General features: G+C 65.7%; 10 protein-coding genes, 1 tRNA gene and 1 pseudogene. 4 read left to right on the top strand and 8 right to left on the bottom strand.

The genetic code is table 11. From position 1 onward, the window contains the following. Positions 1–203 precede the first annotated feature (203 nt). From htpX to QOD90_RS05570, 3 genes are read left to right on the top strand one after another with little or no spacing between them, the layout of a single operon-like run. Complete coding sequence (gene htpX / locus QOD90_RS05560) at positions 204–1082, top strand: zinc metalloprotease HtpX (RefSeq protein ID WP_526347493.1); 879 nt, start codon at positions 204–206, stop codon at positions 1080–1082. A gap of 47 nt (positions 1083–1129) precedes the next feature. Then, complete coding sequence (locus QOD90_RS05565) at positions 1130–1672, top strand: hypothetical protein (protein WP_526347495.1); 543 nt, start codon at positions 1130–1132, stop codon at positions 1670–1672. A gap of 31 nt (positions 1673–1703) precedes the next feature. Continuing rightward, positions 1704–3377: a hydroxysqualene dehydroxylase gene (locus QOD90_RS05570; protein ID WP_526347497.1), complete on the top strand. Its 1674-nt coding sequence runs from the start codon at positions 1704–1706 to the stop codon at positions 3375–3377. 4 nt (positions 3378–3381) lie between these two features. On the opposite strand, the gene QOD90_RS05575 is transcribed toward QOD90_RS05570, so the two are convergent. From QOD90_RS05575 to QOD90_RS05590, 4 genes are read right to left on the bottom strand one after another with little or no spacing between them, the layout of a single operon-like run. Continuing rightward, positions 3382–4248, bottom strand: coding sequence for a DUF5995 family protein (locus QOD90_RS05575; RefSeq protein WP_526347499.1), 867 nt, complete (start codon positions 4246–4248; stop codon positions 3382–3384). A 21-nt stretch (positions 4249–4269) separates the two neighbouring features. Continuing rightward, the gene (locus QOD90_RS05580) at positions 4270–7062 is read right to left on the bottom strand and encodes an ATP-binding protein (protein ID WP_526347501.1); all 2793 of its coding nucleotides are present in this window, start codon (positions 7060–7062) and stop codon (positions 4270–4272) included. A gap of 13 nt (positions 7063–7075) precedes the next feature. Next, positions 7076–8101 carry an NAD(P)H-dependent glycerol-3-phosphate dehydrogenase gene (locus QOD90_RS05585; protein WP_526347503.1) on the bottom strand — a complete coding sequence of 342 codons (1026 nt, stop codon included), beginning with the start codon at positions 8099–8101 and terminating at the stop codon, positions 7076–7078. 51 nt (positions 8102–8152) lie between these two features. Continuing rightward, complete coding sequence (locus QOD90_RS05590; protein WP_526347505.1) at positions 8153–8644, bottom strand: YajQ family cyclic di-GMP-binding protein; 492 nt, start codon at positions 8642–8644, stop codon at positions 8153–8155. A 99-nt stretch (positions 8645–8743) separates the two neighbouring features. On the opposite strand from QOD90_RS05590, the gene QOD90_RS05595 reads away from it, so the two are divergent. Further along, positions 8744–8826, top strand: a tRNA-Tyr gene (locus QOD90_RS05595). Between the two features lie 341 nt (positions 8827–9167). Here the strand turns inward: QOD90_RS05595 and QOD90_RS05600 are convergent. The 4 genes and pseudogenes from QOD90_RS05600 to QOD90_RS05615 form a co-directional block, all read right to left on the bottom strand. Further along, positions 9168–9995, bottom strand: a complete 828-nt coding sequence (locus QOD90_RS05600) for a crotonase/enoyl-CoA hydratase family protein (protein ID WP_526347507.1) — start codon at positions 9993–9995, stop codon at positions 9168–9170. 156 nt (positions 9996–10151) lie between these two features. Continuing rightward, the gene (locus tag QOD90_RS05605) at positions 10152–10454 is read right to left on the bottom strand and encodes a hypothetical protein (RefSeq protein WP_526347509.1); all 303 of its coding nucleotides are present in this window, start codon (positions 10452–10454) and stop codon (positions 10152–10154) included. 396 nt (positions 10455–10850) lie between these two features. Beyond that, positions 10851–11774 (bottom strand): fumarylacetoacetate hydrolase family protein, encoded by a 924-nt coding sequence (locus QOD90_RS05610; protein WP_526347511.1) that lies wholly within the window; start codon positions 11772–11774, stop codon positions 10851–10853. After that, positions 11771–12305, bottom strand: a pseudogene (locus QOD90_RS05615) (AMP-dependent synthetase/ligase); the annotation flags it as partial. The gene QOD90_RS05610 and the pseudogene QOD90_RS05615, both read right to left, overlap by 4 nt.

Raw genomic sequence — 12305 nt, forward strand, 5'->3', positions numbered from 1 at the left:
TCACGCGGAATCGTGCAGGCGAAGGAGACGGTCTTCTCCTATGCGGCGCAGGCCCGCGATGAGCTGGCCAAGCTTCCCGACGTGCCGGGACGGGTGGCATTGGCCAACCTCGTCGACTACACGATCAACCGCCACGGCTGATTGGAACCGAAGACGGAGTCCCGCGCGTTGGTGCAGCGAATGACTTTGTTTAGGAGGGTCACATGACCTGGCATCCGCACGCGAACCGGTTCAAGACGTTCCTGTTGCTGGTCGTCTTCTCCGGGCTGATCGTGGGCGTGGGCGCACTGTTCGGCAGATCGATCATGTTCCTTGCCGTGCTGTTCGCCGTCGGCATGAACGTCTGGGTCTACTTCAACAGCGACAAGTTGGCGTTGCGTGCGATGCATGCCCAGCCTGTCAACGAGGTGCAGGCTCCAGCGATGTACCGAATCGTGCGCGAGTTGGCGACGACGGCGCATCAGCCGATGCCGCGGCTGTTCATCAGTGATACCGCCGCGCCCAACGCGTTCGCGACGGGTCGCAACCCGCGCAACGCGGCGGTCTGCTGCACCACCGGCATCCTGGACATTCTCGAAGAGCGCGAGTTGCGGGCGGTGCTGGGCCACGAGCTCTCGCACGTCTACAACCGCGACATCCTGATCTCGTGCGTCGCAGGCGCCATGGCGTCGGTCATCACGGCGTTGGCGAACCTGGCCTTCTTCGCGAGCATGTTCGGCGGGAACCGCGAGGGCGGCACGAATCCCTTTGCCATCCTTCTGGTTTCACTACTCGGTCCCATTGCGGCGACCGTCATCAAGATGGCGGTGTCGCGGTCACGGGAGTATCAGGCCGACCAGTCGGGTGCCGAGTTGACCGGTGACCCGCTGGCGTTGGCGAGCGCGTTGCGCAAGATCAGCCGGGGTGTGGAGTTGGCGCCGTTGCCGCCCGAGACGCAACTGGCCGACCAGGCGCACCTCATGATCGCGAACCCGTTCCGGGCGGGCGAGAAGATCGGCAAGCTGTTCTCGACGCACCCCCCGATGGAGGAGCGCATCGCGCGGCTAGAGCAGATGGCGGGCCGGGGGCCTGGGCAGTACTGATGAGCGGTACCGGTGCGCGTTCAGGGGTGACCCTCTAGGGTGAGCGTGTGCTGACCAGAATTTTGATCGGCCTGGTAGCTGCCGCGGCAGCGGTGATGGGCGTGCCCGGGGTGGCCTCAGCCGATCCGGAACCAGCGCCGCCACCACCGCCCCCGTTGAATCTCAATGCGCTCACACCCGTGAAGCCGTCGGAGTTCTCCATGCAGAACGGCGAAATCTACGGTTTCGCGGTGCCGGGCGACATCGCGTGCGTGATGAGCCGCGGAACCGGCGGCTACGGCTGCAGCGGCCCGATTCCCGCGGCACCGGACGGCGCCAACGCGGTCACGGGTGCGCAGCAAGGCCCGCCCGGGTTCGCCAACGCCGATCGGCCGCTGTACGTCTTCGACACGTTGCCCAACCGGCTGCCTGCCGGATCGCGCATCAGCTTCCGCAACGTGACGTGCGGAACCGACGGCACGACCACGATGTGTACCAACGCCTATGACGGGGCGGGCTTCGTCATCAGCCCTACGGGCAGTTTCGTTCTCGAGCCGAACAATCCGCTGCTGCTGAACACCGGTGAGGGGCACAACCCGTACTTCAACTGACGGGTGCGGTGAAGCCGCCTACCATCGCGTGGTGACTTCCGTAGCAGTACTGGGGGGCGGAGTCGGTGGCCTCAGTGCCGCCCACGAGCTCGCGACGCGTGGATTCGACGTCGTCGTCTATGAGGCGCGCGACGAGTTCGGTGGCAAGGCGCGATCGATTCCGGCGCCCGAACCCGGCACGGACGGCAGGGCACCGCTGCCCGGCGAACACGGTTTCCGGTTCTTTCCCGGCTTCTACCGTCACATCAACGAGACGATGGCGGAGATTCCGTATCACCACGGGTCGACGGTCGCGGACAACCTCGTTGGCGCCACCCAGATGCTGCTGGCTCAGGACCACGGCCAGAACGAAATCGTCGCTCCCACGAACTTCCCGTCGACGTTGGGCGACCTCGGCAGGCTTGCGCGCTTCGTGCACACGATCGCGGTGCGGATGAAGATCCCGCTTCACGAGTACGTCCTGTTCTTCAATCAGCTCCTGAGCTACCTGACCGCATGCGACGAGCGAAGGCTCGCCGAGTTCGAGCCGGTGGACTGGTGGACCTTCGTCAGGGCCGAGGAGTGTTCACCGGCATACCAGGAGTTCCTTGCCAAGGGCATGACCCGCGCGCTCGTTGCGGCCAGGGCCGAGGAGATGTCGGCGCGGACCGGGTGTGCCGTGCTGTGTCAGCTGCTGCAGGACATGGCCCGGGTCGACGGCCGGGTCGACAGGGTCCTCAACGGCCCGACCAGCGAGGTGTGGGTCGAGCCCTGGATCGACCTTCTTCGCGGCAAGCACGGCGTGACGTTCGCGCCAGGGCACCGGGTGACCGGAATCCATTGCGCTGCAGGCAAAGTCTCCGGGGTGACGGTGGAGTCCGCGAACGGCCGCGAGGAGATCCACGCCGATTACTACGTCGCCGCGATGCCAGCCGAGAAGCTGGCCCCGCTCACCGCAGGCGGCCTGTCGGCGGCCGATCCGCGGCTGGCCAGGGTGGGCGACCTCCTCACCCGCTGGATGACCGGGGCGATGTACTACCTCGACGTGGATCGCCCATTGGTCAACGGCCATGTCATCTTCCTCAATTCGCCGTGGGCGCTCACGGCGATCTCGCAACAGCAGTTCTGGGAACTCGACCTGGAGAACCGGGGTGACGGACGGGTCGAGGGCATCCTGTCGGTGGACATATCGGATTGGGACACAAAGGGTTCCAGTGGCAAGGCAGCCGCGGACTGCACGAAGGAGGAGATCCTCGACGAGGTATGGAAGCAGATGGTCGCCCACATCGACGACGGCAGCCTCGACGCGGCGAACGTGCTTACGAGGTTCCTCGATCCCGCGATCCACTTCGACCCCGTGACCAAGAAGCCGACGGGCAACGACGATCCGCTGTTGATCAACAAGAAGCGATCCTGGGCCAACCGGCCGGACGCGGCGACGGCGATTCCCAACTTCGTCATCGCGTCCGACTTCGTCCGCACCAACACCGATCTCGCCACCATGGAAGGCGCCAACGAAGCTGCGCGCCGGGCGGTCAATGCCGTTCTCGACGCGGAGTCCTCCACCCAAAAGCGGTGCAAAGTATACAATCTTGACGAGCCAGCATTGTTGGCGCCGTTCCGTGCGGTGGACGCGTTGCTGTGGAAACTGGGCGGGCGGGGCCCACGGCTGTCCCTGATCGGCGTCAACGAAGCGGGCAACCTGGTGATGGACCTGTCGGTCTGACGGCTCAGGCGAGGAACGCCGGGTTGATCGGCTGGGGGGTTTCGGCCCCCTCGTTGAGGCGGGCGATGATGGCGGCGACGTCGCGGCTCTCCGCTTCGGCGATCCAACGGACACATTGCCCGAGTTCCCCTGGTGGGTAGAGGTAGAAGGTGGCCAGCGAGCCGGCCCAGGCGTCGTGCAGGTCGACCAGTTCCTGGAAGCGGTCTTCCGGCTCGTCGCTGAGGGCTAGGGCGAACTTCCACGCCAGATCGCGGAATGCCTGCAGTAGCTTGTTGATTGCCGCCACTTCCACGGCGTCGGGAATCTTGTCGCGCAGCTTCTTGATGTTCGGCGAGACGTCACCGAGCGCGCTGAGAACCGCCTGAACCTGGCTGGCGAGGATCGTGTTGACCATGTCGAAGTCGGCGCGCAGATCGGGCATCTTCCCGCGCCCAATTCGGGACGCCGCGATCCCGAGGTCGAGGTTGACGTGTGCATCCACCGCCGTGAGTAGGTGCTGAAAGACGATCGGCTGTTCGTACTCGAGGCCCACGAAGTGCCACTGCCACACGTGGGTTGGCCGCTCGAACCTGCGAGGATCCAGGTACGCGTTGAGGGCGTCGAAGTAGCGCTGGGAGAAGATCATGGCGAATCGCGCCATGGTCTCCGGGTGCCGGAAGGTCTTTCCATCCCTTATCGCCGCGTCGATCGCGATGGTCGCGCGCCGGTACATCGTGGCGAAGTAGCCGATCCCGCTTGGTTCTACGATGGCCCACGCGACCACCGTGTCGAAATTGGCGATCACCTCGGCGAGCGACTTCGCGACGGGTAGGCGTGCCGGGATGGTAACGGGCGGCGGTGGCGCGGCGGCGCGCCGTTTCTTTGCTGGCATGCCGCGAGTATCGCTGGAAAGTCAGTCCGCGTTCGGCAATTGGGCGAGGCGCCTGCCGAGTTCCACCCGAGATCGGATGCCGAGCTTCGCGTACGTCCGGCTGAGATTCGTCTCGACTGTCTTGGGATGGACGAAGAGGGTGGCGGCGATGTCCCGGTTCGTCATACCGGAGGCGGCCAGTTCGGCAACGCGACGTTCGGCGGGGGTCAACTGCGTCGAGTCGCCGCTGTGGACCTTGGTCCTGGCCAGTTCCTCGCGAGCTTGGTTCGCCCACAACGGAGTACCCATCTGCTCGAACTCGGCGAGGGCGGCGACGAGTGTTTCGTACGCGGCCAACCTTTGCCTGCGGCGGCGTTGCAACTTGCCGAGAAGGAGCATGGTGCGAGCGCGCTCGAACCGCATCGGCGTGCGGTCGTGCTCGACTAGCGCCGCCTCGGCGACCTCGATCGCCGAGGCGACGTCGCCCGTGGCAGCCAGCCACATCGCCCGGCAGCGCGCGCCGGCCGCCAACATCCACGAACGGTCGAGTGCTGCGCCGTTGCGCTCCAGGGCGCAGATGAACGGTTCGGCCTCCTGCAGGCGGTCGACGACGATCATCGCCTCCGCGGCATTGGGGATGTACCAGCCCGACATGATCTCGGTGCCGGGTACCACGCCGAAGTGGCTCGTCAACGGCTCGAGCGTGGTCAAGGCTTCGGCGTGCCTGCCGAGTGACACCTCCAGGAAACCCTTGGCCATCAGGGGCCATTCGGCCATGCGAGGTGCGTCGCACGCTTCTGCGGCCGTCAGCGCGGCGTCGGCGTCGGACAGCGTTTCGGCTTCGCGGCCCCTATGCGCGAAGATCGACGCGCGGATCGACAGCGCGATGACGTCGACGGCACCGCTGCCGAGTTGCTCGGCTCGTTCGACCGCCTCGTCGGCGAAAGTGGTTGCAGCGGCGAAGTTCCCGCTCCACATCTCGATGAGCGCAAGATAGGACGCCACGTTCATCACGTTGTGGTCGGAGCCCCGCTCCTGATAGTGCTCGCCCACCGCAAGCATCTTCGACCTGGCCTCGTCGAGTCGTCCGACATAGGCATCGATGAGTGCGTCGCAGGCGCTGGCCTTGAAGGGAATCGGGACGTCACCGTCGTGCGGCTCGAGCTCCAAGGACCGGCGCAGGCTCTCGTCGTCGACTCCGTAGCCGTGCATGAACTGCGCGCTGACCCAGTGGGTGAGGGCTTGGCTCTGCAGTCCGGGCATGCCCGACTTCTCGGCGACGTCGACGGCTTCGCGGGCGTTGCGCAGCACACCGTCGAACATCCCCTCCGGCGGCGTGCCGTCGGCGAAGGAACCGAGCCCTTGGGCGAACGACAGATGCATCAGCGTTTGCACCAGGATGGGCGGTACGTCCTTCGCGTCGTCGACGGCGCGGGTGAGCAGATCCGCCGCCTTGACGAAGTTGTTGTCGTAGATGCGAATGGCGGCAAGCAGATTGAGTGCCACGGCGCGCAGCACCCCTGGCCGTAGTTCGTCGACGAGGGGAACCAGGAGGTTCTCGGCGTGGTCGGTGCTACCCGCCTGGAAGTGGTCGGCAGCGGCACGGAATCGTCGCGACGGTTTGCCGCCACCCAGTCCGATCGCGAGGTCGAGAAGTTCCGCCGCGGCTCCAGGGGCGCCGCGGGCGCGGGCAGAGTCGGCGGCGGCGTCGAGGGCGGCCAAGGTGGCCTCGTCTTCACTGGCCGCCGCCAGGGCCAGGTGACGGGCGCGGAGTTCGGGTTCGACCACGACTCCGGCCAGCGCCCGATGGGTCGCGCGCCGCCTCGCCGGTGACGCGTCGGTGTAGACGCCGCGCGCCAGTAGGGGATGGGTGAACCGGATCCGGTTGCCGACGATCGTCACGATGCCGTCGGTTTCGACGCCCGCCAGCAGGTCGACGAGCTGATCCGTCGTCACGCCGTGCAGACGGGCGATCAGGTCGGTGGTGGGTGCCGCCACACAGGCAATGGCCAACAGTGCGGCTCGCACGTCGTCATCGAGTCGACCGATCCGCAGGCGCACGAGTTCCGAAAGCGTGTCGGGCAGTGCGGGCTCGGACGGCAGCGGCGCGTCGATCGCCGATCGCGCCAATTCGACTGCGTAGAAGGGGTTTCCGCAGGAGACGTCCGCAATCCTGACCATGACCGATCGGGGCAGTGAACGTCCGAGCCTGGCGGAGACGAGCGAGTGCAGGGCACCCGTGCTCAACGGGCCCAGCCGGATCAGCTCGAACGCCCCGAGCTGCTCGAGGTGCAGCCAGGACTGGGTGGTGCCCCTGTCCGCGTCGCACCGCTCGGTGACGAGGATTCCGACGGGGCCACGGAACCGGCGCACGGCGAACGCGAGGATGGTGCGGCTCGACGGGTCCAGCCACTGGACGTCGTCGACGGACACCAGCACCGGTCCGTCCTCGGCCAGCTTGTTGACGACCGACGCGAACGCTGCGGCCACCATCCGCTGGTCGGTGACGAGCGCTTCGCTGCCGGCGCGCAGAAGCACGCGGTCGACCGCCAGACGTTGGAGGTCGGGCAGGTGTGCGAAGGCCCGCGGCTCGAGATCACCGAGGAGGTCGGCGACTCCCGAGTAGGCGAGCACGGTCTCGGCCTCGGTGACCTGTGCGGCCAGCACGCGGAAGCCGAGTTCCTGCGCTTGCTCGTGGGTGGCGAGCCAGAGCGTGGTCTTGCCGATGCCCGCTTCGCCTTCGAGGATCAGGCTCGCGGGCGCCGACCGTGCCGCGTGCAGGATGTCGGCTATCGCGCGTCGTTCGATCGAGCGGCTCAGCAGGCTGCTGGTCACCTTCGGATGGTCACTAGAAACCAGACCCGTGAACCTCGTGGCCGGGCTTCTCCGCGGCGAGCCCGTGGTACGCCTCCTCGACGGTGGAGCCGTGGTTGATGACGCGGTCCACTTCGCGGGCGATCGGCATGTTCAGTCCGTACTTCTCGGCGAACTCCATGATGACGCTGGCGGCCTTGACGCCCTCGGCGACCTGGTTCATGGCGGCGATGATCTCGTCGATGCTCTTGCCCGAGCCCAGTTGCTCGCCGACGTGGCGGTTGCGGCTGCGTTGGCTGGTGCAGGTGACGATGAGGTCGCCCATGCCTGCCAGGCCGGCGAACGTCTCGCGCTTGCCGCCCATGGCTTCGCCGAGCTTGGACATCTCGCTGACGGCGCGGGCCATCACCATCGCGCGGGTGTTCTCGCCGATGCCGAGCGAGTAGCCCATCCCGACGGCGATGGCGTACACGTTCTTGAGCGCACCGGCCATCTCGACGCCCACCACGTCGTCGGTGGTGTAGGTGCGGAAACGCTTGGTGCGGAACAACTTTCCTAGGTCAGCGGCGAGTTTCGTGTCGGGCATCGCGAGCACTGCGGCGGCGGCGTATCCCTCGGCGACCTCGCGGGCGATGTTGGGTCCGGCCAGGATGCCCGCCGGGTGGCCGGGCAGCACCTCGTCGACGATCTGGCTCATTCGCATGTTGGTGCCCTGCTCGAGGCCCTTCACCAACGACACCACCGGCACCCACGGCCGTAGCTCCTTGGCCAGGTGTTCGAGTACGCCGCGAAACCCGTGCGACGGCACTCCCATGACGATGACGTCGGCGCATTCGGCGGCCTCGGTGAAATCAGTGGTGGCCTGCAGGGTGGGCGACAGCGCGACCTCGTCGCCGAGGTACTTCATGTTGCGGTGCTTCTCGTTGATGTCGGCCGCGGTTTCCTCCGAGCGCACCCATTGCAACGTCGGCCCTCGCCGCGCACAGATGGACGCCACGGTGGTGCCCCAGGAGCCTCCACCGAGGACGACGACTTTGGGTTCGCGTTGACCGGTTGCCATGGCGATCAGGGTATTGCCGACGGCCGGCCCCCGAGGGAGATTCGATCGTTGCTAGCGGTAGTTCACGAACTGCAGCGCGATCTCGAGGTCGGCGCCCCGCAGCAGAGTCTGAATTGCCTGGAGGTCGTCGCGCTTCTTGGAGCTGACCCTGATCTCGTCGCCCTGGATCTGCGCCTTGACGCCCTTGGGCCCCTCGTCGCGGATGAGCTTGGTGACCTTCTTGGCGTCCTCGCTGGTGATGCCCTGCTTGATGCTGCCGATCACCTTGTAGGTCTTGCCGCTGGCCTGCGGATCGCCCGCGTCGAAGGCCTTCATGGAGATGTCACGCCTAATCAGCTTCTCCTTGAAGACGTCGACGGCGGCCTTGACCCGCTCCTCGGTGGACGAGACGAGAATGATGCCCTCCTCGCCCTGCCACTCGATGGTGGTGTCGGTGCCACGGAAGTCGAAACGGGTCGACAGCTCCTTGGCGGCCTGGTTCAGGGCGTTGTCGACCTCTTGGCGATCGACCTTGCTGACGACGTCGAAGCTGGAATCCGCCATGGATTCGCTCCTTCCTATGTTGATGCGTTTTCGTCTTGAGACCATCCTCGTTGTACCCTGCTAGTCGCACCAAACCGGGCTCCGGATTGGTGCAGACCCGGCAGGTTGCCCGAGCGGCCAATGGGAGCGGACTGTAAATCCGTCGGCTAACGCCTACACAAGTTCGAATCTTGTACCTGCCACGCACGTCAGGCCCCCTTTCGAGGGGGCCTGACTGCGTTCGGCGGCAGTGAATTGTCACGGATGTCACAGCGCACCACTTCCGACAAGTCCTCACCCACGATGACCGCCCCGTGACCATGCACGAAATCGCTTCACATACCGACCGCGAATATCTGCCCGGCGAAATCGCAGACATCCTGCAGCGCAACGAACACCGCAGAGCGGACCGCTGTGCGGAGTGTCGGAAGCACATGGCCACGGCGCGCACGTTCCAAGCTGGGGTACGAACAGGCTGCCGCAAGAGCTCGCGCCATTGGCATGGACCGGGACGCCCACCGGGTTAGACCTCTGATGGACCCAGTCATTCGCGCACTTCGGGGGAAGACCATTCTGGGTTCCCGAAGATCGCTCGTTTGCCTTGCATTCCGGCTGTGATGGCGGCGATCTGGTTGGGTTTACCGAGGATGCCGACCTGTAGGTCGGTCTCGAGCACCAGGGCCGCCGCGCTGTTGTTGCCGGTCCATGTCTCGTTGTAGAGCCGCTTCGCCGCGCGAATGGCATCTGGGGACTGCCGCGCGATGTCGTCGGCGAGCGTCAACGCTGCGGCAAGCGGATCGTCATTGACGCGCGTGATCAACCCAAGATCGCAACCCTCGCTGCCGGAGACGATCCGGCCGGTGAACGTCAGTTCCTTGGCGACGTCAATCGGCAGCAGGCGTGGAAGCGTCTGAGTGATGCCCATGTCCGGTATGAGGCCCCATTTGATCTCCAGGATGGAGAGGCGCGCACTTGGCGCCGCCAGCCGGATGTCAGCACCGAGGGCGATCTGAAGGCCGCCGCCGAAACAGTTGCCGTGGATCGCGGCAATCACGGGCGCGCTGACCCGCGACCAATCGCAGGTCACGCGCTGAGCGAAGTTCGCAAGCTCGCCGCCCTTGCGAATCAATAGGACGTCGGTGCCCCCTCCGCGGGTCATGAAGCTCGCGACGTCCAGACCGGAGCAGAAACTCTTGCCCTCGCCATGGATCACGACCGCGCGAACCGTCACGTCGCTTGCCAATTGTTCGGCGGCGTTGATCAACCCTTCGAACATCGGTTGATCAAGCGCGTTGTGCTTATCGGCGCGAGCCAACGTCACCGTCGCCACGCCGTTGGCGCCGATCTCGACACGCACCCGCTCTTCGCTCACCGTGACCATCTCCCTCCGGGCGCGTCCCCGACCTCGCCGTGGCTTGACATGGCCTTCAACGTTGCCAAGAAGCTAGACTCCGATTCGCATCGTGCTTGCCTGCCGCTCTCCCGGGGCCAGTTCGTCGCGCTGCCGCAGTGGGGCAATGGCTTCCGATTAGTCACTGGCGGGCAGCGGCTTGCTTTCCTTGAGCTGCAGCGGACCATCACCGACGCTCAGAGTGCCGGCGCCCGCCTTGGTGACAAGCACCTCTGAGCCCGCCTCGTCGACGTAACGTTTGCCCATCACAGTGCCGGCGGCGAACCTAGGGTCGACGACCAGGCCTTGCGGCGTCGCCTCGTCGAGAGGCAGCATCGGTACGCCGCCGCACCGAAGGTCATCGAGATCACCACCGCCGCGCACGACGATCACCTGTGTCTCACAAACCTGACTGTGCAGGCGGGTCCCGTTCTTAAGCATCCAACGATATTACGCATATAATATACTTCTGCGGTAAGTCCAGTCAGCCACCGCCCCAGCTGCCCGAGTGCGAGGCGTTGATGGTCGGTGAGTACTTCGCAACCAAGCGTTCACACCGACCTCGCCGCCTCGACGAAGGCCGGACTGGGCACCAACGTCATTTGGGACCGACGACGCGGAGGCAACCCCCTTGAGCCTGCTGCCGCGTCTGTCCGCCGATCGCAAGGCCATCGAGACGGTCGACCCCACGGTCATGGACCTCACCGACGCGGCCTTCTGATCGAAGAAGTCACAGTGGCGCGATCCGATTGCGCAACAGTGCTTCTGAACGGTCGGCACCGCGAACCTGCGTGGACCGTTAGCTGCTGGCGACACACCATTCGCATCGCAGCCCCATTAGTTGGTGGGGGAGGGCTCCGCGACCACGGGGTTCTCGATGGCGCCGATTCCCTCGATCTCGACCCGCACCCGCTGACCTGGCTGTAGCAGCCGCCCGGAGAACACGCCGACGCCGCCAGGCGTTCCGGTGGCGATCAGGTCGCCGGGCTCCAGCGTGCAGACGCGGGACAGCGCCGCGATCATGTCGCCGATCCCGGTAACCATCTCCTTCGTAGAGCCGTCCTGGCGCAGCTCGCCGTCGACCCACGTACGGATACCGAGACCCGCGGGATCCACCTCGTCGGCCGTGACGACCCACGGCCCGATCGGCCCATGGGTGTCAAAGCTCTTGCCCGGCCACATCGTCGGAGTGTCCTGCTGCCAGTCCCGCACCGACACGTCGTTGCCCACTGTGTAACCGGCGACGGACGCAAGCGCCGTGGCGGCGTCGGCGCGCCGGACCCGTTGCCCGATGACCGCGACGAGTTCTCCCTCGAAGTCGAGCATCGGCGAGTCGTAGGGCGCGAGGATCGGGTCGTAGGGTCCGGTGATGCACGAAACCTGTTTGTTGAAGAACGTCGGCAGCTTCTGGTCTGGGAACGCCGCGCGCAGATGTGAAAAGCGCTCCATCTGCTCGGCGAACTGGGGCTGCTTTGCCGCCTCTTGAATCTCTGCTAGGTGTGAGGTGAAGTTGAAGCCGATTGCCAGATACTTCGACGGCGCCGGAATCGGCGCTCGCAGAACGACTTCCGAGAGCGGCGTCCGCTGCCGGGCGTTGTTGGCCTTGCGGGCCACATCCGCCTTGACGTCAGGACCGGCGGCCAGTACAGCCGTGACGTCGGTGGGGGCATCGTCGAGCGCGCTGAGTGCGACCACGTGGTCGTCGACGACGACTCCTGCGCTCACGCCGACACTGCCGAGTTCGTAACGTACAAGCTTCATTTCGTCTCCTTTGTGGTGTACAGCGCCTCAATCTGCGAGGCGTACTTGTTGGTGATGGGCCGGCGCTTCAGCTTCATCGTCGGCGTCAGCTCGTCGGAGTCGGGCAGCCATTCGTCGGTGAGGATGGCGAATCGCTTGATCTGCTCGACGCGCGCCAACCGTGCATTGGCACGGTCGACGCCGGCCCGAACCTCGGCCTGCCGTTCGGCATCCGTCGGGTACGCAGCGGCGATTGCAGGATCCAGCACGATCAGCGCGACGTTGTACGGTCGCCCGTTGCCGAACGCGCACGCTTGGCCGATGAGCGGACTGCCCTCCTTGAGGCGGGCTTCGATGTTGGCGGGGGACATGTTCTTTCCCGCTGCATTGATGATCAGTTCCTTCTTGCGATCGACGATGCGCAGGTGCCCGTCGGCCTCGATGCGGGCGATGTCGCCCGTGTGCAGCCAGCCATCGGCGTCGATCGCCTCGGCGGTCGCCTCCGGCCGGTTGCGATAACCCGCCATCAGCAGCGGCCCCCGAACCAGAAGC

The sequence above is a fragment of the Mycobacterium sp. genome (assembly GCF_032161845.1).
Taxonomy (GTDB): Bacteria; Actinomycetota; Actinomycetes; order Mycobacteriales; family Mycobacteriaceae; genus Mycobacterium.